Raw genomic sequence first — 21,562 nt, 5'->3', positions numbered from 1 at the left:
TTCCTAGCAGTGATAGACAACTGCACTATGGCGCATTGCGACGCCGGGGGAGCAGGAGCTATCCACCCCATCCGCTTGGGTTAGCCGTGCAACGTCCTTGCGCCCTATCTTTTCGGTCAAATATTCAAAGACCTGTTCAAGGTCACGCCGATAGCGGGGAGAAAAATCTCTCCATTTGTCAGTCTCACGCAGAGCGTCAATCAAAGCGCCCCATGATGTCTTGGAGACCGCTTTCTTCCCGCTGACGATCTCCCAATACTGCTGGTCGAATTCAGCCGTACCCTCTTCAGCCGTGATCCGCCCCAGATAGAACATCTTACCGTTGACGCTCTTGCGCACATACCAACGGCCAGACGGATGCTGCCAAAGGTATTTCTTGCGTCTGCCTACCACTGAATTTGGTCCCATAGCCCTGTCACATCGCCACCCGAAATTCGCTTGAGCGTTTCAGTATCCCAACGAACAACGCCCGGCGCAATTTCATGCCCGGGCGGCAGGTGACCTTCATCGACCAAAGCCTTGAACTCGTTCGGGCGCAAATCGAGCAAGCGGGCGGCGGTCGTCTCACTGGCCATGATGGGTGTTTGCCGTGTCATTTGCCGGAGCCCATTTCTTGGCCTGCTTTGCATCGCGCCGGCTTTTGGGCTTTGACAGTGAACTGAGAGACATACTTCTCCCACGCACCGCTCGGAATCTTGGGATTACGCTGCCCCGGCGCGGTGTAGATATGATCCAGCATATCCTCGCGGATCAGATATCGGATGTTGGTCACGGGCAGACCCACACGTTCTGCCAGCTCCTTTGGTGTTTCGAGAGGTTTGGTCACGGCTCACCTTTCCGTTGGATTTCAGTTGAAAACGCTGCAAGAGTGAACAGAAATGCTCACAACTCAACATAAGTGCAGCTTTATACACTTTTAGTTACCCAAGGTGCACCTTGTCAACAAACTTGTCTGGAATAGGCCTTCGCCTACGAGAAATTCGCAAGAAAAACGATCTGACCCAGCCGGTCATGGCTGCGGCCATCGATGTGTCAGATCGTACTTACAAGTATTACGAGCAAGAAAAGCGCGAACTTCCGGCCTTGGCGGCGGTAAAGATAAGCGAGGCATTCGGCGTCACTCTTGAATGGCTGCTGACCGGGCGCGGCAAGGTCCACAAAAGCAACGATCCCGAACTGGCAGAGGCCTGCGCCATCGCCGTTTTATCCGAGGCTGACGGGCGAGGAATGAACCTGCCCATCTCCAAGCTCGGCAAGATCATCGGTTTTGTGGCTGCCCAGTCTGCTCAGACCGGCGAAACACCCGCGCAGATCGCCAGCCACTACTTTGAAACCCTCTAATCAGGAGACCGCCATGACCGACACATACCAGTCGCAGAAGTCCTCAAGGGCAGACTTGGACCCTTGCGACCATGAGGTGTTCACCTTTGCACGCCAGATCGGCGTAGTGGGCGCGATTTCGCTGTTGGTCGGCGGCACTGGAATGATTGCGACATCAGGTCAGCCCGACTGGGACATCGCGCGGTCCCTCTACCTCGCGCTGGTCGTCCTCGGTCCAATGGCTATCTTAGTCGCGCAAAAATTCCTGCGGATTTTGATGAAGCATCGACGGCAAGAGCTCAACATTTTTGACAACTAGCGAGCTGCAATCCTTTCGAAACACCTGCAGAGACGATCGAATTCAGCCAATCATTTCTGCACTCAAATTTCGCCCGCACGAAGCGATTGATCTCGTTGGATAGAGTAAAGCGTGCATGGGTTTTGATTTTTGCACGCGGCACTACTCGATTCCCCACCTCCGAGCGCCTGCTCGCGTCTGCTGTGTGCACTTTGACCGTAGCGTTTCGGAGTAGGCGCTACGTGGAACTATGACGCAATTATATTCATTTAGCCCGGCCCTCTCGAACCGAACAATGGTAGGCCGCTCCGCATCCATCAACGGCCGAAGCCTTACGCGATGTGTATTATTCTCGAAATGCGTAAGCCGCACATTCACGTCGTCAGTGGGGAACCGGAACAAGACATCCTGAGACTGAGAAGGGCCTACACCAAAGAACGCGGAGAGCGTGGCGACAGGTAATTGAATCTGATATCCAGGCCGACCATTCCCTCCACCTGTTTCATTCTCCAATATTTGAAGATAGAGCCGCCCAGGGCGCTCACTGGCGGGGTCCAGTTTTCTAAGCGCAGCCTCTCTCTTCTTTGTTCTCTTGATTTCTAAGAACTTTGAAAAAAGAGGCTTTGTGGCCAGTTGTGCGCCTACGTCGAGAAAATTTCCTGTCTCGTTCTTCTTGCTAACTTCTTTGTCTGCCTCCGAAGACAAACGACTATCGACTTTGGCGCGTCGCACAAAATCAATATCCACCTCTGCGGACATGTTCTTGATTTCGGACCACGCTAGCGCCCAGTCTTTCGCTGCCTGTGAATCCAGTTCAAGCTCGAATTCAGCACCAGTTTCTATGTTTCGGCTGATGCCTGCTCCTGTGAGGTTTGCTGACCCAACAACAATAATAACGCGATCTTCCAGCCAAAACTGAAACATCTTTGGATGAAAGGTTGCATTGTCATACGGGTCTGTAACGGCCCCCACAAAAACACTTGAGTCGAAAATATCCGCTAAATATAGCCCGTACAAAAAGCTATCTGGTGACGTCACTCCATTGTCAAAACCGAAAATGAGCTCAACGTTCCCACCAGCTTGTAAAAATTCTTCCAGCCTCTCCGAGACAAGCCCGAGCCCATCCCATCTGGCATACGCAGAGGCAATCCGCAGAGACCGCAGGCCTTCGAACTCCAGAAGCTCATTTATTCTCTCAAAAAACCGAAACTGTCCGTCATAGGTCTGTTGTCTTGGTATGACGCTGCCAATTGTCATCTGTGTTCACACCTTGATCTCCGCGTCCGGGTTTCCGGCGGCGAGTGCATTCATGTAAGCGAGGCAGAGCTCGCAAGAGCGGTACTTTCCGCCGTGAGTGGCCCTCTCTTCCCGTTCGATGATCGGGAAGGTCGAGTAGATGTAGCGAATGTCGTCGCGGTCGGTGATGCCGTAGAGATGGAAGAAAACGGCATCGAGCTTGGCGCGCAGGACAAGGCGGCGCTCTTCGTCCCAGGAAAAGGGGGGCTTCACGGCCCCGGCCTCATCCACATAGCCCATGTGCTGCGCGAAGGGAGCCATGTCGTGGGCGGTGTAGGTGAGTTCAAGAACGGCCGCTCGGATAACCTCCAACGCAGTTTTCGAACCAAACTGCGTGTTTTCATATCGCTCTGCTGGAATGACCGGCAATTGCTCTACGATGAACAGATTCAGCGTTTGCCCCTGGACCTTCTGGCGTGCAGCGTAGTCGAATGGCACCGCATTGAAATTGGCGCACAACAACCACTCTCGGCGATCCTCACCCAACGGTAAGAGCAAGGGAACTTTGTTCCCGAAACCTACAAGGGGAAACAAGGCGGCAATCATGGTCCTAACATTTGTGGGCGCTGTGATCTCCTTGAAACCAAGAACCCACCCGTCGCTCTGTTCCCAACCACATTCTGCGGACGGGACCCAGAATTGGGGATCAGGAACCCATGCCGGGTCTTCATGTTGCTCAACAGTTGCCGGAAATGGTTGGGCTGGACGATGTTGGTTCTCGGGATTGACCAAGACACTCGCGGCGCGGTGATCAAATGCTTGAACCATCTTTCCTTCATAGAGCGGCAGCCAGTTGCCTGAAGCGCTCCCATAAAGATTGCCCCCAAGGGGATAGGCTCCTTCTTGATCTTCGAGCTCAGCCCGTGTCCGGAAAGACCCTGAGGCATTTGTCATGTGAAACATGGTTGAATACTTCAGCGGCCACGATTTCTCATCCTGTCCGCCAGAACGATCCACTAGGATCGGAGCATTGGCATAAATGGTCTTAGTCAGATCGGCATCGCGCTTGTAGCGAAAAATCGGCGCGGTGCCGGTGTTCGGGTTCACCCGCGCGAAGTCTTCAGCGCTAAGGGAAAAACAGACTTCAGGATCAGCAAGCTCGCTCACTGCCTGTAGAAAGAACGCACAACGCGCGGCCTTTTCCGTTGGCAACGGGCTGGCCACGAAAGCGCAAAACTTGAAGCGGCTGTCCACGTCCTCGAAGAATGGTTTCAGGTCGTAGCGCGTTCGGCGGTTCTCGAAGTCATACAGTGCCTTCAGCCGACCTTCCGTCGCCACGCCTTTGAAAAACTTGGCGGCGGTTTTGTCCGACGCAATGCCGGACGGGACAAGCAGCCCAATCAGCCCGTCCTGCTTGACCACAGTCATCGCGCGCTCGACGAAGAGCGAATAAAGGTTCACGTCCCCGCCGGAAAGCAAGGGGTAGTCCCCACCCTTGCGCGCCATGCGCGTTCCAGCCTCGGCCCGCTCGGACGCCTTAGCATAGTCCTGAGCCAAGGGATCATCTGCTTTTTCTAGGGCGTCGATCATCTTCTTTCGATCGGCCGCTCGTGCTACCATGGCAATCTCGGGGCGGCGCTCGGCAAACCACTCGACCTGTTGAAGCTTCATGCGGTCCCAGGGCGGGTTGCCGATCACGGCATGAAACCCGCCGGTCAGCTCATCTTCTTCCCAATCGGACCAAATGCCTGGGAAGGTCACTTGCCAGTTGAGGAAATTTTCCTCTGCGATCAGCATGCGCGCCTGGCCAAGTATCTCGGCAAAGCGCTGTCCCTCTTCGCGCTTGGTCTTGGGCTCCTTCTTGCCCATGGCGATGTCAAGCGGATCGCCAAATTGACCATCGAAGAAGATCTTAATTGCGTCCTTGCCCGCCTTGTCCTTGATGTCGAGCCAGTCGATCGCGTGGATCAGCTTCAGAAGCGCATCAAGCGGCGCGGTCATGTCCTCTACTTCCGCAAACACGTCTGCCGATCGGTGCGCCTCGGCAATCTCGGCGTCGGTCAACCCCTCGACGATCTGCATCTTGGATGCCGCTCGCAGGGCACGCTTCATCGGCTCATGCAGCAAGAGCGGAGTGCCGTAGGTCGCGGCCTTGTCGATGCCCTTCTTCACCCAGGAACCGAACAGGCTGTCACCACAGCGAAGATGGTGATCGAGGAAGGACAACGGCGCGCCCACAGTGAAGGTGTGCAGCCACAGAGCCACCTTTGCGAGCTCCACGGCCATCGGGTTCTTGTCCACGCCATAGATGCAGCGCTTGAGCACCATGCGGCGGATGATGTGCCGGTCGTCGAGCTGTTCCTCGTCGATCGTCCAGTCGCGTTCATCGGCGTTGGCGAGGATGGTGTTGCGGATCGTGTCGATCCTTTCGCCAAGCGGGGAAATGTAATCTCCCCATTCCTCGGGCGCATCGAGCTCGGCCTCGGCCATGGCGGCAATCACCTGGTCGGCCATGAAGTCAACGAGGCTCACAAGGAAATGGCCGGACCCCATGGCAGGGTCGCAGATTTTCAGGTCAAGAAGCGCGGTCGCAGGATCGAGGCGCTTGAGCTGGCCGATCTTGCGATGATCGGGCAAGTCCCCCTGCCCTAGCTCTGCGATCTTGTCCCTGAAGGCGCGTTTGCGCTCTTCGACTAGAGGTTCAAGCGTCTCTGTGAGGATGAGCTGCACCAGGTCATCGGGCGTGTAATAGCTGCCCGATCCCTTGCGCGCGAAGATGTTGGGCTGAACGGTGATGTCTTCTCCGTCGCGCGTCACCTCGTATTCGAGAAGACGCTCATAGATCGAGCCAAGCTGCTGCACCGAAAGGTTACGGTAGTTTATGTATTTGCGCCCGTCTGGCGTCACCTCGAAAGAAAGCGCGTCGATCACACGGGCCATGACCGCATCGGGGATGCGGATATTGGTCAGGATCGCATGGCGCTCCTGGTCGAAAAGACCGCCATTGTAGGGCGGCAAGCCGATCGAAGCGTCCCCCTGGTCGATCGCCATGAACAGATCGGCCATCGCGCCCCAATAACGCGCGGCGGTTTCCGAGAAGACATCGTTTTTGTCTTTGCGTTCTTTGACATCGAGGCGCACTTTGTTGCGCAGCCCGTAGTCGTCATAGCGCGTGTCCTTGACCGGCAAGAGGTCGCGGTCTTCGGCATAGAGAATGAACAAGAGCCGATAGAGCAGGATCAGTGCGGCTTGGCGCACCTCCTGAAGATCAGCCTCGGGCGCGGCCTTGACTATGGCGCGCACCAGGTCGGGAAACACCTCCCCGAAAACCTTGTTGGAAAGGTCTTCAGCAACGCGCTCTTCGTAGAATTTGCCTTCTTCGAGGGCTTTCTCGTGGAAGGTGTGCGGATCAGCGCCCGCAGGCACGAAGGCTTCACGCCGGAAGATCAGCAAAAAGACCTTCAGCCAGTGACGGCGATCGGCCTCATTGAGCGCGAAAAGCCCTTCATTGTGCCCAGGCAGATCAAGGATCGCCGCGATGTCGAGCTCGAAGAACTGTTCGGAGACGGATCGCGCGCCCGAGAAATAAAGCCGCCATTTCGAGCCGTTGGTCAGAATGCCCCAACGCAGCGCGCCATTGGTAATGTCGTCGATGCGGCGCAGGTAGCGGAGCATCTGAGTTGATGGGGCGGTTTCTTCACCTCGTCGGCCGGAGCGGCGATCGAGGGGGCGTGCCCATCTTTTGGATTCGACCACGGCGCGGCCGAACTCATAGCGCTTCCATTCTTCGGGGAAGCCGTTCGCCTTGGCCTTCGTCTCCGCGGCCTCGAAGAGCAAACCATCGGGCACGTCTTCGCGTCCCTTCGGTGAAAGGTTTTGTTGACGTAGCGATTCCGTCCAGCCAAGCGCTTCAAGAATTGGCCAGATTAGGTCATCTTCGGTCTGGCTTTCGTTGGGTGTTTGGGTAATTGGGAAGCTGTCAAAATGGCCGCGAACGCTCTCGCCAAACTTTTCAAGATCAGCATCGTTGAGTGCGCTCCACTCCGAAACTTCCTGAATGGACTCGGTCAAAAAATCGGAAGTAAATAGGCTGCCTTGGCTGGCGATCTCACTGCTCAAATCGAGAAGTCCTTGTTGTTTTTGGCAACCTAACAGTCGGAATTTTCCAATGCACTCTCAAATCAAGCCAAGGGAGAGCTATTCAGACGAAATCGGGCACGTTTTCTTCAAAGCTGTTCAATTGAATTGCTACGCGTGGGCTCCATTGTCGTGGGTCAGCGAGAAAGAAATGCCTTCGCGCTGCTTCAAGCGCGACACCATCGCCAGCAGATTGTCTGCGCGCGGGTTGCCCTTGGCGCTGAGCATACGCATCAGGCTTTTGGGGTCCTTGTCCATATCTTGCGCCAAGGCCTCGAAGCCAACTGTGGCGTTGACATAGTCGCGCAGCAGCACCTTGCCGGTCTCCAGATCGTCGCTGAGCATCGCCTCAACGGCTTCGCGGAACAGCCCTGCACGAAACTCAGGGTCGCGCTCGGCGCGGGCTTTGATCGTGTCTTTGAAGTCTTTCGTCAGGGGCATGTCAGTCGCCTTTCTCTTTGCGGGCCTTATAGTCTTCCCAATACGCTTTGGCCTGCTCTATGTCCTTTGACTGGCGCTTCTTGGTCCCACCACAAAGCAGGATCACAAGCGTATCGCCGTCCTTGCCAAAATAGACACGGTAGCCGGGGCCGAAGGTGATGCGCCGCTCTGACACGCCTTGGCCGACTGGCTTCACGTCGCCAAGGTTTCCGGTCTCGATCCGTGCAAGCGCCGTGCGCACCTTCAATGCTGCCGCCGTATCCAGACCATTGAACCAATCGTCGAACGGTGTTTTTCCCGCCTCGGTAACATAGACAACAAGCTTATTCATTGCGACCATTGGTGACATATACGTTACCATATGTCAATCGAATTTGCCCCCTCAATGCGTCATCCCTCGTTCCATCTCGACCTCTCGCTCCCCTAGCTCTGTCTCAAGCTCTCTTCGGCGGCTTTCACTAATTTCAAGCTGGTCTCGAGTTGCGTGCGCAGCTTCCCGTAGTTCGAGCCCTCGCTCAACAAGCCGTGCAACGCAGCCACGGACGCCGTTTGCGATTGAATGAGCACTGACACGCAGGCGGCCAATCCATCCATCTGGCTCTGCATCCTGGTCGTCGAGCGTTCCTCTAACCCGCTCAATTCCTTTGCTGAGACCTCGCAGGCCGTCACCAACCGCTCGACGCAGGCGAGCAAGTCGCGTTCCAAGGCTGTCAGGGGTGTCGTCATCTAATTCTCCTCGATTTTGATGCAGGTCACTGATCTGCCGCCCAGCGTGCAGGTCCTCAACCGCGTCTTGGTCGGGTCCAGCACCAACCAGGTCCCGTCCTCCCTGTCGATCCGCGTTAGGCCCATGTCCGTCAGTTCCGAGCTGGCCAGCATCAGCGTCCAAAGTAAGCTCGCGGCCATCATCGAGACGATCCCCACCAAGAATGTCCCCGTGATCAGCCAGGGTGAGATCGTCAGCCAGCTCTTGTTCTGTCGCAGAAAGCTGCGGGTATCGGTCTCGATTGTACGCTGCGCGTTGGTCGCAATGCTGTTCAAATCGGTCCTGAAGCTCTCCAGCTGGGATGCCATCGAGGCGGCGTAGTCCTGCCGGATCGTGTCCAGCTCGGCGTTCAACTTCTCGCTCAGCCGTGTCGGCTTGCCAGTCTTCATGGAAAATCTCTCCTTTCAAACGCCAGCGCTCGCTGGTGTCGGGGTCTTGAGCAGTAAGGTAGGCTTTGCCTGCGCGCGGGATGTCGAAGCCCGCATCGACGAGCGCGTCGAGCATGCTGGCGCGGTCTGTGATTAGGCCGACGCTGATCTGGTCTTGCAGCCACGCGTGCAGCTCGTCACGGCCTTGGGCGCGGGTTGGGGTCTCGATGGTATCACGGACCTCTTGGGTGCGCTCCAATTCCATCGGGTCGGCCCATCCGTGGCGTTGGTTCATCACGTCGCTCAGACTGTCGAAGGCGTTCTGATAACCCGGCGGCGCGATGTTCAGGCTCCGCCCCGAGGTCAGCTCCAGGCGCGGCGTGCAGAAGTGAAGTTCGACACGGTCTTCGTGGGTATGTCGGACCCAGAGCACGTCATAATGCGTCGGGTCCAGCCCCGCGAAGGCCAAACGCTCGAAATTGTCCATGACCTCGGCCTGCTGTTCCTCGGTCGGGGCGTCGGTGGCGGCAAAGCTGATCACACCCGCGCGGTAGGTCCATTGGTGGCGGCTGGCGTCGATCAGGGCTTCGGTGCGGTCGGGGTTGCCGCGCAGGACCTCGGGCAAGGGTTCGCGCGTGACGGTCATCGGTTGGCCGTCTGCATCGCGGATCAGGTCGCGGTTGTCGTCATAGGCCAGCACCTTGTCCGCGATGAGGTAGCCGACCGGACCAGCACCCGCGCCTTTGCCGTTGCGGAAGAACTTGATCAGCATCGGCGCGACGCCTCGATGATCTGGGCAAGCTGGCGTTCGATGGTCAGCAGGCGGCGGGCAACGGTCAGTGCGTCGAGGTCAACGCGGCCAGCCAGCATCGCACGGTTTAGCCAGCGGGCGATCTGATTGAGGTTGCCGCCGATGCGCCCGACCGCCAGCACCAAAGCGGGATCAACGCGCGGGATAGGCTTGCGACGGCGCGCCTCGGTCAGGCCAAGCGCCTCCCGCAAGAGGGTCGCAGCGGGCAGGCCAGCAGCCTCGGCCTTGGCGCGCAACTGGGCCTTCTCTGCCGCTGTGCACCGAAAGACGAAGGTCTCGGTCAGCGGCTCTTTGGTGCGGGCTTTGCCCGCGCCGGTGGGGTTCGAAGGGGAGGCGTGCCGCCCCTCGCAAGGTCCCGTGTCATCGGCGTAGCCGTATGACATGGGTCGCCTTGCTGTTTGCTCTTCGGTGGGATCGGTTGCGGTCATGATCTGAGGCCTGCGGCTTGGATTTGGGCCTGCGTCACCAGCTTCGACGCCAGCAGTCCGTCGATCTGCTTGGCCGTGATGTGTTTGCACATGGGGCTGCGATCACTGATCCAGCAGGCCAGCCGCGCATGGTGGTCAGCCGCCAGCGCCGCCGCCTTTTCGCGGTCTTCTGCCAGCTTCTCGACATAAGCCTGCCAGCGCCGCGACCGGAACCAGTTGTCAGAAAAGCAGACCTTGGAACGGGTAAACCCTGCACTGTCGGTCGCGTAGGCTTGGACCGCTCGCAACAAATCCTCTGGTGCGATCCCTTCCTTCATTGCCTGTCCGATCTGGGCTAGACAGTTCGCTTTGCCGCGCAATCGGTCGAGCGGGTAAGCTGCTAAAATCTTCTCAGCCTCCACCGCCTCGCGCTCGCGCTCGCGCGAAGGAGGTTCTTTCTTAGGTTCAATGGTAAGGTTCCTGTCCCGATTTGAGACTACCCCCGTCTCACCTCCGGGACTTTTCCCTCCCATTTCTGAGACGTTTCTCCCCGTCTCATTTTGAGACACAACCCCATCAGGAGCGCTGCCCCCACCCTTGGGACGCGCGCTCGGACCAAGGGTAATGTCGAGGTGCAGCTCATACTGGTTGGCACCGCGCCCGCCGTCGCCATCCCCACGGGCATGCCGCGTGACAAGGCCACACTCCTCCAAGGTGGCCATATGCCGAAACAGCGTTGCGCGGCCCATCTCGCATTCGTCCGCCAAACGCTGTGCGCTTGGATTGCATTGGCCGGTTTCCTTGTTGTGGAAGTCCGCCAGTTGAATCAGTACGATCTTGGCGGCTGGCTTCAGGCCCTTGACGTTCGCGGCCCAGATCAAAGCCATGCCACTCATGGCTTTGAGCCTGCCAAAACACGGGTATCAGGTTCGTTTATTGTTCGACAAATGTCCTGATACTTTTTCGCCCCTAAGCGCTTGTTTTTGTGACGAAATACACTGGATTGCAAATCCGTGTACACCGGTTCGATTCCGGTACTCGCCTCCAATACCTCCACTGACTTGTGGTACTTTTTCTTTCTTCGTGGTCCAGTATCCAACCAAAATTTGGGTTTTTCGTGTTTCGATCTGGTTCTGCTCCATCCGACTGCGAGCATTCTGGGCATATGCCGCCAGCTTGCGTTCAGGCAACATCCCGCCGTACTTCCTTGGCATCTTCATCTCGAAATGATCAGAATTGGCGGCCTGAACCATTGGCCCCAGCCATTTGGGTACAGACCTTTTTTGTGGTCAGATTGCGATCAGGGACGGCCAGACGGGCCCTTTGCGCGGCTTGAGCAAAGCAGCCGGGCGGCATCATCGGGGGTGGCGCGAACGGTTGGAGCCAACCCAAAAGGAAGGCCCGAACGCTTTTGAAAGCGTTCGGGCCCCTTGCTTTTGTCAGGCCGCTGATCACGACCTCAGCACGATCAGCATCGTTCGTCCGTCGCGCCAGATCGTCAGGGCGACGGCGCCGGGTGCGTCTTCGAGCGCCCGATCGATCTCGCGGATCGTATCGACCGGCTGCCGGTTCACCGCGGTGATCACGTCACCGGCTTCAAGACCGGCACGCGCCGCACGACTTGTGGCGGCGACCTCGTCCACGACGACGCCATCGACCTCGCCCCACGCGGGGTGAGCACGGTCAAGCGCGGACAGACGGACACCCGCCAAGGCGTCGTGTGCCCCCTGATCGCGAGCGGCAACCCGCCATCCGCCACCATCAGCAAGGCTGACTTGCGTGGTTTTGCGATCACCATCGCGCAGATAGACGATTTCGACCTCGTCGCCCGGACGGCGCAAACCGATCTTTTGACGCAGATCCGATGAACCCTCGACTGTTTCGTCGTCGACGGCCACGATCACATCCCCCGCGGTAAGACCCGCCTGATCCGCCGGTGTGTCAGGTTCAACGGAAATCACGATTGCACCGGTCAACTCATCAATGGCAAGCGCCTCGGCAAGATCGGGTGTCAAATCCTGGATCGTGACACCAAGCCGACCCCGTTGAACCTCGCCGAACTCGATCAGTTGGTCCATGATACCGAGAGCCATGTTGACCGGCACGGCAAACCCGATCCCGACATTGCCGCCACCGTTAGGCGCAATGATCGCCGTATTGATGCCGACCAGTTTGCCGTCCAGCGTGATCAGCGCACCACCGGAATTGCCTGGGTTGATCGAGGCGTCTGTCTGGATGAAGTCCTCATAGCCTTCTGGGTTGATTCCAGACCGGCCAAGCGCTGACACGATCCCGCTTGTCACGGTTTGACCCAGACCGAACGGGTTGCCGATCGCCACGACAAAATCGCCAACCAGAAGGTCTTCGGAATTGCCAAGGGGCACGTCTTTCAAATCGTCGGCGTCGATCCGCAGGACCGCGATATCCGTTGCCGGGTCGCGCCCTATCAGTTCAGCTTCAAGGCTTCGGTTGTCACGCAGCGTGACCCGGATATCCTCGGCGTTCTCAATTACATGATTGTTGGTCAGGATATACCCTTCTTCAGCGTCCACGATCACGCCCGATCCTGCGCTCATCTGCCTTTGTGGCGGCATTTGCTCCAACGGAGGCAGGAAGGGTTGAAAGAACGGGTCGCGCAACAGCGGCGTCATCTGCGCAGGCCGTTCAGACGTCACGGCGATGTTGACGACCGCATCGTCCACGGCGTCAATCACGGGGGCGATGGTTGGAATGCCGCGCGCATCCGCCCCCACGGAAGCCAGCTGAGCCATCGCGGGTGCCGACAAGCCAGCCGCCAGTACGAGCACGAAAGCTTTAAGAGATTTCAACATGGTTCAAGTCTCCGGATTCGGTCCCGCCGAGTAGCACCCGGCGGGGCACCTCACTATTTGCATGTCAATTGAAGATGCGTTCGCGCAACTGGTCGAAACGGCCAGAGATGGCGTCCAGAATACCGCCGGTATCCTTTTGCGCCTCGATCTGTTCCTCGAGCGCGTCGAGGTCGTCATGGATATCTTCGAAGTCGCGTTCGCGCCCATAGCCCAGCGCCTCGGCTATCTCGAGTTCCTGCCGCGCGGCCCGCACATAGTCGCTGGGCGTCAGGTCGGCGTGGGCGTCATCGCCGTCTTTCTCAGCTTCGCCTTGCAGGATGTCTTCTGCGGCCTCAATCATGGCCTCTGCACGCAGCGGTGGCAGAGGAACGGCCGTTTCCTCGATGACCTGCGTACCCAAGGCCGTGTTCAGCACGGTCAACGCCTCTTCGGTTTTGCCATCGTCAAGCAGCGCCGTGGCCTCGAGAATAGCATCAGGATAGGTGGCCAGAGGCAGGCTTGTCGTTTGAATCACCACTTCCGATGCGAAGTTGCTCAGCAGCCTGCGCGCCTTCTGGAACTCACCATCGTCGACAAGATCCTCGATCCGGTTTCCGGTATCCTTGATGGATTGAAGCGACCCGAGGACATCGTAGGTGATGTAATTGACATCCACCGGCGCCAAGGCCAGACCGGGTTCACGAGCGACCACCGTTTCAAGCTTGCCGGTTGCCGCCGCAAGAGCAGCCAAGGCGGCTTCGGTGTCGCCTTCTTCAATTGCCGTGATCGCCCGGTGCGTTTCATCCAGTGCGCTGATGGCTTCTTCGATAAGAGCCGTCCGCTTGTCAGAGAGTTGGGCGTCAGTCTCATCGGTGACGCTGTCTTCGACCTGCGTGCGTCCTTCAAGATCAAAAGCTGCTTCGGGATCTGCGGTGTCCTGTGCCCAAGAGACGGAGCTCATGGCCATAACCGCTGCCAGAGCTGTACTGGCGAGAATAGATTTTCTGGTCATTTTTGTCTCCTTTCTTCTGCATGGGGTTTGGTGATGCCCGGCGGCCCGAGTGCCGCCGGGCTGTTCTTGAAGTCAGGCCTTTTTGACCTCGATCTGTTTGACCTTGGCCTTGGCTTCGGGCGTTTGCGGCAACTTGATGGTCAGCACACCATTCTTGAAGCTGGCATCGGCCTTTTCGCCATCCACCGCCGGTGGCAGCGGGATCGTGCGGTAGATCGCGCCATAGCTGCGCTCGGAGAGGCAATAGCCCTTCTTCTCCTCTTGCCGTTCGATCCGTTTCTCGCCCTTCACCGTCAGCATGTCCTCTGTGACCGAGACCTCGATGTCCTTCATGTCCATGCCGGGCAGTTCGATCGAGACTTCGATTGTGTCATTGGTTTCGACCACGTCGGATTTGGCTTCGCCGTGGCCCCAGGGCCAGTCGAAATCGCCAAAGCGGTTCTGGAAGCCCTCGAAAACCCGGTTCATCTCGTGTTGAAGGGCGGCAATCGGGTTGTGCTCTTCCGATTTTGGCTCGGGCGCATGGTCCTTGCGCGCCCATGGGATCAGGTCCTTGATTTGCATAGGTCTTCTCCTTTTGTTGATCAAACGCCTTTCACTGCGATCTTCTTGGGCTGGGCCTCGGCTGCACGCGGCAGCGTCAGTGTCAGCACACCGTTGACAACCGATGCGTCGATCTTGTCGGGGTCGAAATCGTCTGACAGGGTAAAGCTGCGTTCGAAATCGCCTTCGCCATATTCCGCATAGGCCAGTTGCAGCGTTTCGGGCGCGGTCGGTTGTACCTTGCCGCGGATCGTGAGCACGCGTTTTTCCAGCGTGACGTCCACGTTTTTGGCGGCCACCCCCGGCATCTCGAGCATCAGCGTCACGCCATCGGGCGTCTCCATGATGTCCGCCAGAGGCCGGTAGATACGAGCACCGCTGGTGGTTTCCGGCGCTTCGGTCGGGGTTTTTTCGGCGGTTTGAGTGACTTCATTGGTCATTGTCTCATCCTCCTCTTATACGGCCTTGATCTCGATTTTCTTCGGCTTGTCCTCTTCGGGTCGCCCGATCACGACATGCAGAACGCCGTCGGCCATCCTGGCCTCGACCTTGTCTTCGGTGGCCGCGAACGGCAGCTTGATGGAGCGTGTGAACTTGCCGTAGCCACGCTCGCTGCGATGCCACTTCGCACCTTCGGGCAAGGTTGGCACCTTGCGTTCCCCCGACAATGTAAGGACGTTGTTTTTGACCGAGATGTCGATGTCCGCAGCGTCAACACCGGGCAGTTCCGCAGTGATCGCGATGGCGTCATCACCCTGCCAGACGTTCACGGCCGGAAAAACAGATTGTGCCGTCCGGTTCGGTATGAAGCGATCAACATCGCGCATCATGGAGCGCATGAGCGCAAACGGATCGTTACGACGGATATAGGATGGGTAGTACATGTCTCGCCTCCTTCGCTTCCAATCGATGACGTGACGAAGGTCACGTCGGATCGAAACGCCCACGGAGGACGGCCATGAGAAAAGGGACGCCGCGCCAAGCGGCGGTCGGTGTCAATCGCGTTGCCCAATCGTTCCCGTACAGGCGAACGAGCGGCGGTCCGCTGTCTCAGCCGAACCTTTTCTGCGTATCCGTGAAACCCCAAACTGGGCGTTTCGAGTCATAGAAAGTAAAGGTTTTTTTCAACTTCAAGAGCCCGCCAGGAAAAAATTTTCAGGCAAAAATCTCTCGGGCAAAAACCGGACCGTCCGGCGCTTCGGGCCGCATCGGAAACGGCCGCACGAACGAAAGCTTGGCTTGCCCACCGTCAAGGGGCCTCGGACGCATGCTACCTTGATTGGGGGAGTTGTACTGATCAGAGAGGGACTGGAAATACCGCAGCGGTGCAGAACCATGTTCGAGTCAGTCGAGCCGCCAGACCAGGCCAAAGGCTTGATGGCGCGAAATTCATCCTGCGCCAACGCGTTGGAATCATGAAGAACAACTGCGGTCACAGCGTCAATCTGAGACGCGTGAAAATCAAAGCCCGGTATTGACAGAACCCTTCTTCATTCACACATCTCGGGCGCAAGCCATATGCTATCAATTCCTACACTGGCAGAAGGTATGCTTACCGATGATGCACAAGACGGATGATCTGGTCAGCACTCTGTTTCACGACCTTGCAGACTTGATCCGAAATTGGATCTGCGCTGCCACTTTCGGCCTGAATTTGGCGCATGTACGCTGCGACGTCTCAACCGGGCCGAACTTGAAACAGCGCTGGCCCGCGAACTGCCGGCCGGGTTTGTCGCGGGCGGTGACCGGGTCGAAGTGACTTGGTCGGCGGACGCACAGAAGACCGCCCAAAGCACGAAAGCCTGAGGACGCCCGAGAGGGCGCCTGACACGACCGCGCAAAAGCCCGAAAGGCGAAGCGGTTGACGCCGAGCCGAAGGCGAACAGCGACGGTGAGGTCGTATTGAACGCCGACGACGACGCTGTGACGTCAGTTTGGAAGAAAAACCGGATTGGGTGCGGATTCGCCCTCAGTCCGCACACCTGGCAAAGCCACTGGAATTACCCGTGATTGATGGAGTGTGCGATGAAGATCAAAATCAGATACGACAACCTGCAAGAAGCGGACCGCAACTGTGCCGAGGATGAAATCGGCAAAATCCGTGATGCGGTTGCACGCGTTTTGCCGCGAATGGAACCAGGCCTTCAACGCCTCGAAGGTCATATCCGCAAGGCCGCGAAAGGCCACCGCTATGCCGTAAGCCTGCGCCTGCATCTGCCGTCCGCAACCCTGGTTTTCAGGAAAGAGACAACCGACTTTGCCGCCCTGCTGGCAGAGGCGCGTGACGCCTTGATACGACAGGTTCGCAGGCATCTGGCCCATTTGCGCCACTTCCATAAATGGCGCAGACAGGTGCGCCGGGACATCCTGGCCAAACACAAGGCGATCGAAGAGGACACGCAACGTCGCGAGCACCGCGACCTCTTCTTTGAAATGATCGAGCACCATCTTGACCTTGTTTGGAACTACGCGTCGCGCGAGCTGGCCTATCGCGAAGCAAACGGGGACCTTCCGGCAGGTGCGTTGTCCTTGCAGGATGCGGTCGATGCCATTCTGCTCAACGGGGTGGAAGCGTTTGAAAAACGCCCGCCGAATATGGGCATAAAGGACTGGCTGCTTCAACTGAGCATTCGGACGCTGGATGCTCAATCGCGTCAAATCAGGAATACCAAGTTGGCGGACGCCGTCGCTCTGGATGACAATCCTCCGTCATCCTCAACAGACCCGACGGAAGCAGACCAGGAATTCTACGAGTTCTTTCAACCCGACGACGCGCCGACGCTTGAAACCCTGATCCCGTATCCCGGAACGGGATCAACCGAGGATCACTACGCCGAGCGTGAAACGGCACTTGCCTTGCACGCTGCGGTCGCCGAACTGCCGTCACTCTGGCGTCATGCGCTGGCCCTGGTGCACATCGACGAGTTGCCGGAATACGTCGTGGTTGAAATCCTGGGAATCTCACCGGTTGAACTCACCGACATTCTTGTGGATGCCCGGCGCTACCTCAAGGCGCGCCTGGCGGATCGGCCGGATGCGAATAAGCTGCAAAGCGACACGGCCCTGGACGCGGCACTTCGCGGGAACAGTTTAAGGGAACCGAGCGCAGATGCTCAGCACCTGATTGCGTCCCGATATCGCGGGACTTGCACGACAAGCTCCAACCCGCAAGCTGTTTGATGGCACTTCAAAAGGAGGCACGGCAATGACTGACGCCGCTCTGACTGAAGCACGTCAAAACTGTTCGCTTTCGAAGAACCGGACGGCCTTTCCATGGCGAGAGACTATCGCTTGGGTTCTTGCCGTCCTTGCACGGCTGATGCCTGCCCAAGGCGTATTGTCCCTGACGGTCCTGTTCGGGTGCGCCCTCATATGGATCTTGTTCTCAACACCTGTCGGCAGCGTTCTGGCCCTGGGCTGGTTGCCTGGAACCCACGCAGCGATCTTTGGTGCCGCCATGATCCTTCTGGCGTTGAAACCGGGAATCCTTGATACATCGGATGACGCGCCCGGCGCCGCAGTTTCGGCCTGATGGACGAAAAGGGAATGATTGTGATGACAGGACAGCATTGGCACAACCGACCGCCATTTGACCCCAGGATACCGGGCACCGATCTGCGCTGGAAAGAGGTGCCGAGAGTCCGGATCTACCGGCCTGCGAAATCGGCGACACAATCGGCGCCACGCAAACACGACTGGATTCTCGAGTTCGAACCGTTTCGCGCAAAAGCATTGGACTCACTGACGGAATCGACACTCGGCAGGGATCCGTTCCGGCAGATCCGGTTGACCTTCCCAGACCGTGAAAGCGCAATTGCCCATGCCGAGAACAACGATTGGCGCTATGACCTGCGTGATGATCCGGCCACCAGACGCAGCCTCGGGCCTCGGCGGTTCTGGTGGGAAGAGGTTCCGGCCAGCAAGGGGTCCGATGCGCCCGGCTCGTGGAGCATCGACACCGGGCGCCACCCAAAAAGCGCGCACAGGCTCTTTCGTGGCGTGGACGCACCCGGCACGTTCGACGCTTCTGGTGGCACACTCAACGGCCCCATGGACCCCGTGCCAGAGGCAAGTCTCGCGTCCTTTCCCGCCTCGGACGCGCCCGAGTGGACCGGTACGACACCGGCAACCGGGGCGTCCAAACCGTGATTGATCTGGCTGTCGTCTCCGTCGTTTTACTTGTCACTGCGGCACTCGTTCACCCCAGGGTCAGCAAATCGATCGGGTGGCGTGCGATCGTCACGCCGCTCGCGTCAATCATCGGAAGCGGGTTTCTGGTCATCGGCCCCATACTCGACACGTCTTTTGGTTACCTTGCGCCGGTGGCGATGGCCCTTCTGTGTGTGGTCGCATACGCCTTTGGCGCCGCCATTCGCCGCAACATACTGCGTCTAGAGCAGACCCCGGATCGTTCCCGGGCCGAGAATATCCTTGATGCGTCCGCTTCGTGGGTTCTGGCAGGTGCATATACAATCTCGGTCGCTTATTATCTCAACCTGCTGGGCGCGTTCTCGGTAAGCTTGACGCCTTATGACGAGCCCAACGCAGCGCGGCTGGTCACGACCGCAACATTGATCCTCATTGCCTATGTTGGATGGACACGCGGCTTTGCAGCCCTTGAGGGGATGGAAAAGTTCACCGTCACTTTGAAACTGGCGATCATCGCCGGGCTTCTGGTCGGGCTTGGCGTCCATTTCGGACGGACCGCAGCAGCAGGCGAACTTCTGATCAACACGCCTCTGACGACTGGTTGGTCAGGCCTGGCGTTGCTTTTCGGTCTGATCGTAACGGTTCAGGGGTTTGAAACATCCCGATACCTGGGCAAGGAGTACGACGCAGCAACCCGCGTCGCGTCCATGAAACGGGCCCAGTGGATCGCAACCGCAATCTACATGATCTATATCGGGATGCTGAGTTATGTGTTCGCCGCCGGGACGATACCGTTCAGCGAGACCGCAATAATCGACCTGATGCAGATCGTCGCACCGATCCTTCCGGCCCTGCTTGTTGGGGCCGCAATTGCCGCGCAGTTCAGTGCGGCGGTAGCCGATACCGCCGGGTCAGGTGGTCTTCTGTCAGAGCTGACCAGAAACCGGATCACCGCACGAGCAGGATATATTTTGCTTGCAGGCGTCGGTGTGGCCCTGACATGGACAGCGAACGTGTTCGAGATCATCACAATCGCGTCGCGCGCCTTCGCCTTGTACTATGCCATACAGGCGGCCATCGCGGCTTTGGGTTGTTGGAAGCGCGAACAAAACACCAAGGCGATCTGCTTTTTGGGATTGGCTGTCCTGGGGCTTGTCATCGTGGTCGCCGGGACACCTGTTGCGGTGTGAATTGCTTGGGGCATCCAGCTTCGCGCCGGCCCCGGCACGGCACACAATGCGGAAACGGCAGACAGGCAACCGTGCCCGCCCCGCCCGGCTCATGCGTTATGTTTACCGCCGGCTGAGATTCGAACCTTGCCCAAGATCGGTCAGCGCTGTGCGCATCCCAAAGCAATGCAGGGAAAGCCTACCTTGCCGCAGTGTCAGGGCGAGGTTTCTTCATTCGCTTCACTCTCTGGTCCGCAACAAGCGCATCATAGGCTTGGAACAAGCAGCAATCGCACCGCAATTTGCGACCAGTTCGACGGTAAGCGGATGGTCTTTGAACCAGCCATTTTCAATCAAAGCGCAGGACCGACCAATCGGTCGCTCAACGCCCGTTCCGGTGAACTCATCCTGTTTCGGAAACGTCAAAAAGCGTATCCAGGATCGGACAGTCGGGAACATCACCTCGGCTGCATTCTGCCGCCATCGCTTCCAGCGCGTCCTCCAACCGATGCAGGGCCTGTATCTTCTCTTTGACCGACGCGAGGTGATTGACCGTCATGGAGTGAACCTCGCCACAGGTAAAGTCGCGTCGATCCACCATTTCCAGCAGCGCGCGGATTTCTTCGATGCTGAATCCGATTTCCCGTGAACGCTTAATGAAAGACAAGCGCTTGAGTTGGTCGTGGTTGTATTGGCGGTTGCCCCCCGCCGTTCTGTCGGGTTTCGGCATGATCCCAATGCGTTCGTAATACCTGATCGTTTCAATATTGACGCCTGTGTGCTTCGACATCGCGCCTATTGGATAGCCTCGCGCGTTCGTGAACTCGGCCATCGAAAAACCCTCTTGCTTCTGTAGCTGCTACAGATCCTATCTTGCATCTCGAAACTTGAAAAGCGGGTTCTCGAATGACTGATGCACTTGATGTCGATCTCAAACAGGTCGGCCCCGAAACGAAAAAGGCGCGCATGATTGCGGCTGGCGGTGTTCTTGGCGCCCTTGCGGCGTCAACCTGCTGCGTCGTTCCCCTGATCCTGTTCAGCCTTGGTATCTCCGGTGCCTGGATCGGCAATTTGACCGCGCTCGAGCCCTACAAGCCGATCTTCATTGCAGTCACACTTGGCTTCCTCGGCTACGGCTTCTGGATGGTTTATCTCAAACCCAGGGCCTGTGCAGAAGGCGAAGCCTGCGCGCGCCCTCTTCCCAATCGGCTGGTGAAATCCGCGCTTTGGGTATCGACAGTTCTCATCATGATTGCGTTGTTCTGGAATTGGATCGCGCCGATCGTCGCCCCCATTCTTCTTGGTCTGTGAAAGGAACCAAAATGAAACTCTACACGCCTGTCTTGACCCTCGTCGGCCTGTTGACCGCGGCTCCTGTACTTGCAGCAGAGCAAACCGTGACATTTTCGGTGCCTGGTATGCATTGCCCCAGTTGCCCCTTTATCGTTGAATCGGCAATGGGCAGCGTCGAAGGCGTCACACAGGTGACGGCGAATTCTGACACGTTGACGGCGGAAGTCGTCTTTGATGACGCCGTTGCGAGTGTTGAGGACATTGAATTTGCATCAGCCGCGGCCGGGTATGAAGCCCAGCTTGTCACCGCTCCGTCCGATTCCTGATCGCAGCCCATGAAGGACAGATCCGCAGGCGGCATTCTTGCCTTCATCGTTGCAGCCCCGGTGATCGTGATTTGCTGTGGCGGACATGCCGCCGTGGTGATGTCCCTGCTGAGCGGAGCAATCGGAACGGCGACCGGCCTTGATGTTCTCACTACCCTGCTGATCGCCGTTGGAACCGCGTGGTCCTTCTTTCGGTTCGAACAATCCTTCGAAGCCGCCGGGATCATGACGCCGAAGATCGAAATGCCAAGGAAACCTCGTGAACAACAAACTTCTCAAAACGGGTATCATCGGCGCTGTCATCGCCGCACTTTGCTGCTTTACACCCTTGCTGGTTGGTCTTCTCGGCATCGTCGGTCTGTCCGCTGTCGTTGGATATCTTGACTACGTTCTCATGCCTGCCCTCGCGATATTCATTCTGATTACAATCTACGCGCTGATCCGTCGCGCGCGAAACACGACTTCCTGAAAGGCCG

The 21,562-nt window shown here is 57.8% G+C and carries 26 protein-coding genes; 9 read left to right on the top strand and 17 right to left on the bottom strand.

Annotation, left to right across the window (positions count from 1 at the left end; genetic code table 11):
* Positions 1-3: 3 nt before the first annotated feature.
* The 3 genes from AC2FF8_RS18550 to AC2FF8_RS18540 are packed head-to-tail and all read right to left on the bottom strand — an operon-like array spanning position 4 to position 826.
* The gene (locus tag AC2FF8_RS18550) at positions 4-393 is read right to left on the bottom strand and encodes a hypothetical protein (RefSeq protein ID WP_496880442.1); all 390 of its coding nucleotides are present in this window, start codon (positions 391-393) and stop codon (positions 4-6) included.
* On the bottom strand, positions 387-596 hold the full coding sequence (locus AC2FF8_RS18545) for a hypothetical protein (protein ID WP_496880441.1): 210 nt from the start codon (positions 594-596) through the stop codon (positions 387-389). The genes AC2FF8_RS18550 and AC2FF8_RS18545 overlap by 7 nt, the downstream gene beginning before the upstream one ends.
* Complete coding sequence (locus AC2FF8_RS18540) at positions 593-826, bottom strand: hypothetical protein (RefSeq protein WP_496880440.1); 234 nt, start codon at positions 824-826, stop codon at positions 593-595. The genes AC2FF8_RS18545 and AC2FF8_RS18540 overlap by 4 nt, the downstream gene beginning before the upstream one ends.
* A 110-nt stretch (positions 827-936) precedes the next feature.
* Here AC2FF8_RS18540 and AC2FF8_RS18535 point away from each other — a divergent pair, with 110 nt between their 5' ends.
* Both AC2FF8_RS18535 and AC2FF8_RS18530 read left to right on the top strand, forming a co-directional pair.
* Positions 937-1,341, top strand: coding sequence for a helix-turn-helix domain-containing protein (locus tag AC2FF8_RS18535; RefSeq protein WP_496880439.1), 405 nt, complete (start codon positions 937-939; stop codon positions 1,339-1,341).
* Positions 1,342-1,354: 13 nt separating this feature from the next.
* Positions 1,355-1,639, top strand: coding sequence for a hypothetical protein (locus AC2FF8_RS18530; protein ID WP_496880438.1), 285 nt, complete (start codon positions 1,355-1,357; stop codon positions 1,637-1,639).
* Positions 1,640-1,780: 141 nt separating this feature from the next.
* Here AC2FF8_RS18530 and AC2FF8_RS18525 read toward each other — a convergent pair whose 3' ends face one another.
* The 13 genes from AC2FF8_RS18525 to AC2FF8_RS18465 all read right to left on the bottom strand — a co-directional run bounded on the left by AC2FF8_RS18525 (position 1,781) and on the right by AC2FF8_RS18465 (position 15,033).
* The gene (locus AC2FF8_RS18525) at positions 1,781-2,875 is read right to left on the bottom strand and encodes a phospholipase D family protein (RefSeq protein WP_496880437.1); all 1,095 of its coding nucleotides are present in this window, start codon (positions 2,873-2,875) and stop codon (positions 1,781-1,783) included.
* A 6-nt stretch (positions 2,876-2,881) separates the two neighbouring features.
* The gene (locus AC2FF8_RS18520; protein ID WP_496880436.1) at positions 2,882-6,973 is read right to left on the bottom strand and encodes an Eco57I restriction-modification methylase domain-containing protein; all 4,092 of its coding nucleotides are present in this window, start codon (positions 6,971-6,973) and stop codon (positions 2,882-2,884) included.
* A gap of 129 nt (positions 6,974-7,102) precedes the next feature.
* Positions 7,103-7,432 (bottom strand): helix-turn-helix domain-containing transcriptional regulator, encoded by a 330-nt coding sequence (locus AC2FF8_RS18515; protein ID WP_496880435.1) that lies wholly within the window; start codon positions 7,430-7,432, stop codon positions 7,103-7,105.
* Between the two features lies 1 nt (position 7,433).
* Positions 7,434-7,763, bottom strand: coding sequence for a type II toxin-antitoxin system RelE/ParE family toxin (locus tag AC2FF8_RS18510; RefSeq protein ID WP_496880434.1), 330 nt, complete (start codon positions 7,761-7,763; stop codon positions 7,434-7,436).
* Positions 7,764-7,814: 51 nt separating this feature from the next.
* The gene (locus tag AC2FF8_RS18505) at positions 7,815-9,338 is read right to left on the bottom strand and encodes a relaxase family protein (RefSeq protein ID WP_496880433.1); all 1,524 of its coding nucleotides are present in this window, start codon (positions 9,336-9,338) and stop codon (positions 7,815-7,817) included.
* Positions 9,332-9,805 carry a plasmid mobilization protein gene (locus AC2FF8_RS18500; protein WP_496880432.1) on the bottom strand — a complete coding sequence of 158 codons (474 nt, stop codon included), beginning with the start codon at positions 9,803-9,805 and terminating at the stop codon, positions 9,332-9,334. The genes AC2FF8_RS18505 and AC2FF8_RS18500 overlap by 7 nt, the downstream gene beginning before the upstream one ends.
* Positions 9,802-10,680, bottom strand: a complete 879-nt coding sequence (locus tag AC2FF8_RS18495; protein WP_496880431.1) for a helix-turn-helix domain-containing protein — start codon at positions 10,678-10,680, stop codon at positions 9,802-9,804. Before AC2FF8_RS18495 ends, AC2FF8_RS18500 begins: the two co-directional genes overlap by 4 nt.
* Before the next feature lie 27 nt (positions 10,681-10,707).
* On the bottom strand, positions 10,708-11,037 hold the full coding sequence (locus tag AC2FF8_RS18490; RefSeq protein WP_496880430.1) for a hypothetical protein: 330 nt from the start codon (positions 11,035-11,037) through the stop codon (positions 10,708-10,710).
* Positions 11,038-11,235: 198 nt separating this feature from the next.
* The gene (locus AC2FF8_RS18485; RefSeq protein WP_496880429.1) at positions 11,236-12,615 is read right to left on the bottom strand and encodes a Do family serine endopeptidase; all 1,380 of its coding nucleotides are present in this window, start codon (positions 12,613-12,615) and stop codon (positions 11,236-11,238) included.
* 64 nt (positions 12,616-12,679) lie between these two features.
* Entirely contained in the window at positions 12,680-13,606 is a 927-nt protein-coding gene (locus AC2FF8_RS18480; RefSeq protein ID WP_496873668.1) for a YfdX family protein, read from the bottom strand.
* Positions 13,607-13,678: 72 nt separating this feature from the next.
* Entirely contained in the window at positions 13,679-14,170 is a 492-nt protein-coding gene (locus AC2FF8_RS18475) for an Hsp20/alpha crystallin family protein (RefSeq protein WP_496880428.1), read from the bottom strand.
* 20 nt (positions 14,171-14,190) lie between these two features.
* Positions 14,191-14,589, bottom strand: a complete 399-nt coding sequence (locus AC2FF8_RS18470; RefSeq protein WP_496873670.1) for an Hsp20/alpha crystallin family protein — start codon at positions 14,587-14,589, stop codon at positions 14,191-14,193.
* Positions 14,590-14,604: 15 nt separating this feature from the next.
* A complete protein-coding gene (locus AC2FF8_RS18465; protein ID WP_496880427.1) occupies positions 14,605-15,033 on the bottom strand; it encodes an Hsp20/alpha crystallin family protein in 429 nt (142 codons plus the stop codon).
* A gap of 1,141 nt (positions 15,034-16,174) precedes the next feature.
* Here AC2FF8_RS18465 and AC2FF8_RS18460 point away from each other — a divergent pair.
* The 4 genes from AC2FF8_RS18460 to AC2FF8_RS18445 are packed head-to-tail and all read left to right on the top strand — an operon-like array spanning position 16,175 to position 19,488.
* Entirely contained in the window at positions 16,175-17,329 is a 1,155-nt protein-coding gene (locus AC2FF8_RS18460; protein WP_496880426.1) for a hypothetical protein, read from the top strand.
* Positions 17,330-17,354: 25 nt separating this feature from the next.
* Positions 17,355-17,681 carry a hypothetical protein gene (locus AC2FF8_RS18455; protein ID WP_496880425.1) on the top strand — a complete coding sequence of 109 codons (327 nt, stop codon included), beginning with the start codon at positions 17,355-17,357 and terminating at the stop codon, positions 17,679-17,681.
* Positions 17,682-17,704: 23 nt separating this feature from the next.
* Positions 17,705-18,298 carry an NADH dehydrogenase ubiquinone Fe-S protein 4 gene (locus AC2FF8_RS18450; protein WP_496880424.1) on the top strand — a complete coding sequence of 198 codons (594 nt, stop codon included), beginning with the start codon at positions 17,705-17,707 and terminating at the stop codon, positions 18,296-18,298.
* Positions 18,256-19,488 carry an Aq_097 family APC-type transporter gene (locus AC2FF8_RS18445; protein WP_496880423.1) on the top strand — a complete coding sequence of 411 codons (1,233 nt, stop codon included), beginning with the start codon at positions 18,256-18,258 and terminating at the stop codon, positions 19,486-19,488. Before AC2FF8_RS18450 ends, AC2FF8_RS18445 begins: the two co-directional genes overlap by 43 nt.
* Positions 19,489-19,870: 382 nt before the next feature.
* On the opposite strand, the gene AC2FF8_RS18440 is transcribed toward AC2FF8_RS18445, so the two are convergent.
* Positions 19,871-20,299 (bottom strand): MerR family transcriptional regulator, encoded by a 429-nt coding sequence (locus tag AC2FF8_RS18440; RefSeq protein ID WP_496880422.1) that lies wholly within the window; start codon positions 20,297-20,299, stop codon positions 19,871-19,873.
* Between the two features lie 74 nt (positions 20,300-20,373).
* Between AC2FF8_RS18440 and AC2FF8_RS18435 the strand changes: the two genes are divergently transcribed.
* From AC2FF8_RS18435 to merF, 3 genes are all read left to right on the top strand, one after another.
* Positions 20,374-20,778 (top strand): mercuric transporter MerT family protein, encoded by a 405-nt coding sequence (locus AC2FF8_RS18435; protein WP_496880421.1) that lies wholly within the window; start codon positions 20,374-20,376, stop codon positions 20,776-20,778.
* An 11-nt stretch (positions 20,779-20,789) separates the two neighbouring features.
* Positions 20,790-21,086 (top strand): heavy-metal-associated domain-containing protein, encoded by a 297-nt coding sequence (locus AC2FF8_RS18430; RefSeq protein ID WP_496873678.1) that lies wholly within the window; start codon positions 20,790-20,792, stop codon positions 21,084-21,086.
* Positions 21,087-21,345: 259 nt separating this feature from the next.
* Positions 21,346-21,555: a mercury resistance system transport protein MerF gene (gene merF, locus AC2FF8_RS18425; RefSeq protein ID WP_496880420.1), complete on the top strand. Its 210-nt coding sequence runs from the start codon at positions 21,346-21,348 to the stop codon at positions 21,553-21,555.
* Positions 21,556-21,562 lie beyond the last annotated feature (7 nt).

This window comes from Ruegeria sp. YTSA144 (assembly GCF_059610125.1).
This window is presented reverse-complemented; position numbering and strand designations above follow the sequence as displayed.

Excerpts from the sequence above, each read along its gene's own strand:
- AC2FF8_RS18465 (WP_496880427.1), bottom strand. The coding sequence starts at position 15,033 with ATGTACTACCCATCCTATATCCGTCGTAACGATCCGTTTGCGCTCATG.
- AC2FF8_RS18515 (WP_496880435.1), bottom strand. The coding sequence starts at position 7,432 with ATGCCCCTGACGAAAGACTTCAAAGACACGATCAAAGCCCGCGCCGAG.
- AC2FF8_RS18430 (WP_496873678.1), top strand. The coding sequence starts at position 20,790 with ATGAAACTCTACACGCCTGTCTTGACCCTCGTCGGCCTGTTGACCGCG.
- AC2FF8_RS18470 (WP_496873670.1), bottom strand. The coding sequence starts at position 14,589 with ATGACCAATGAAGTCACTCAAACCGCCGAAAAAACCCCGACCGAAGCG.
- AC2FF8_RS18505 (WP_496880433.1), bottom strand. The coding sequence starts at position 9,338 with ATGCTGATCAAGTTCTTCCGCAACGGCAAAGGCGCGGGTGCTGGTCCG.
- AC2FF8_RS18435 (WP_496880421.1), top strand. The coding sequence starts at position 20,374 with ATGACTGATGCACTTGATGTCGATCTCAAACAGGTCGGCCCCGAAACG.
- AC2FF8_RS18450 (WP_496880424.1), top strand. The coding sequence starts at position 17,705 with ATGACAGGACAGCATTGGCACAACCGACCGCCATTTGACCCCAGGATA.
- AC2FF8_RS18460 (WP_496880426.1), top strand. The coding sequence starts at position 16,175 with ATGAAGATCAAAATCAGATACGACAACCTGCAAGAAGCGGACCGCAAC.
- AC2FF8_RS18495 (WP_496880431.1), bottom strand. The coding sequence starts at position 10,680 with ATGAGTGGCATGGCTTTGATCTGGGCCGCGAACGTCAAGGGCCTGAAG.
- AC2FF8_RS18480 (WP_496873668.1), bottom strand. The coding sequence starts at position 13,606 with ATGACCAGAAAATCTATTCTCGCCAGTACAGCTCTGGCAGCGGTTATG.
- AC2FF8_RS18545 (WP_496880441.1), bottom strand. The coding sequence starts at position 596 with ATGACACGGCAAACACCCATCATGGCCAGTGAGACGACCGCCGCCCGC.
- AC2FF8_RS18455 (WP_496880425.1), top strand. The coding sequence starts at position 17,355 with ATGACTGACGCCGCTCTGACTGAAGCACGTCAAAACTGTTCGCTTTCG.
- AC2FF8_RS18525 (WP_496880437.1), bottom strand. The coding sequence starts at position 2,875 with ATGACAATTGGCAGCGTCATACCAAGACAACAGACCTATGACGGACAG.
- AC2FF8_RS18490 (WP_496880430.1), bottom strand. The coding sequence starts at position 11,037 with ATGGTTCAGGCCGCCAATTCTGATCATTTCGAGATGAAGATGCCAAGG.
- AC2FF8_RS18440 (WP_496880422.1), bottom strand. The coding sequence starts at position 20,299 with ATGGCCGAGTTCACGAACGCGCGAGGCTATCCAATAGGCGCGATGTCG.
- AC2FF8_RS18530 (WP_496880438.1), top strand. The coding sequence starts at position 1,355 with ATGACCGACACATACCAGTCGCAGAAGTCCTCAAGGGCAGACTTGGAC.
- AC2FF8_RS18510 (WP_496880434.1), bottom strand. The coding sequence starts at position 7,763 with ATGAATAAGCTTGTTGTCTATGTTACCGAGGCGGGAAAAACACCGTTC.
- AC2FF8_RS18485 (WP_496880429.1), bottom strand. The coding sequence starts at position 12,615 with ATGTTGAAATCTCTTAAAGCTTTCGTGCTCGTACTGGCGGCTGGCTTG.
- AC2FF8_RS18500 (WP_496880432.1), bottom strand. The coding sequence starts at position 9,805 with ATGACCGCAACCGATCCCACCGAAGAGCAAACAGCAAGGCGACCCATG.
- AC2FF8_RS18475 (WP_496880428.1), bottom strand. The coding sequence starts at position 14,170 with ATGCAAATCAAGGACCTGATCCCATGGGCGCGCAAGGACCATGCGCCC.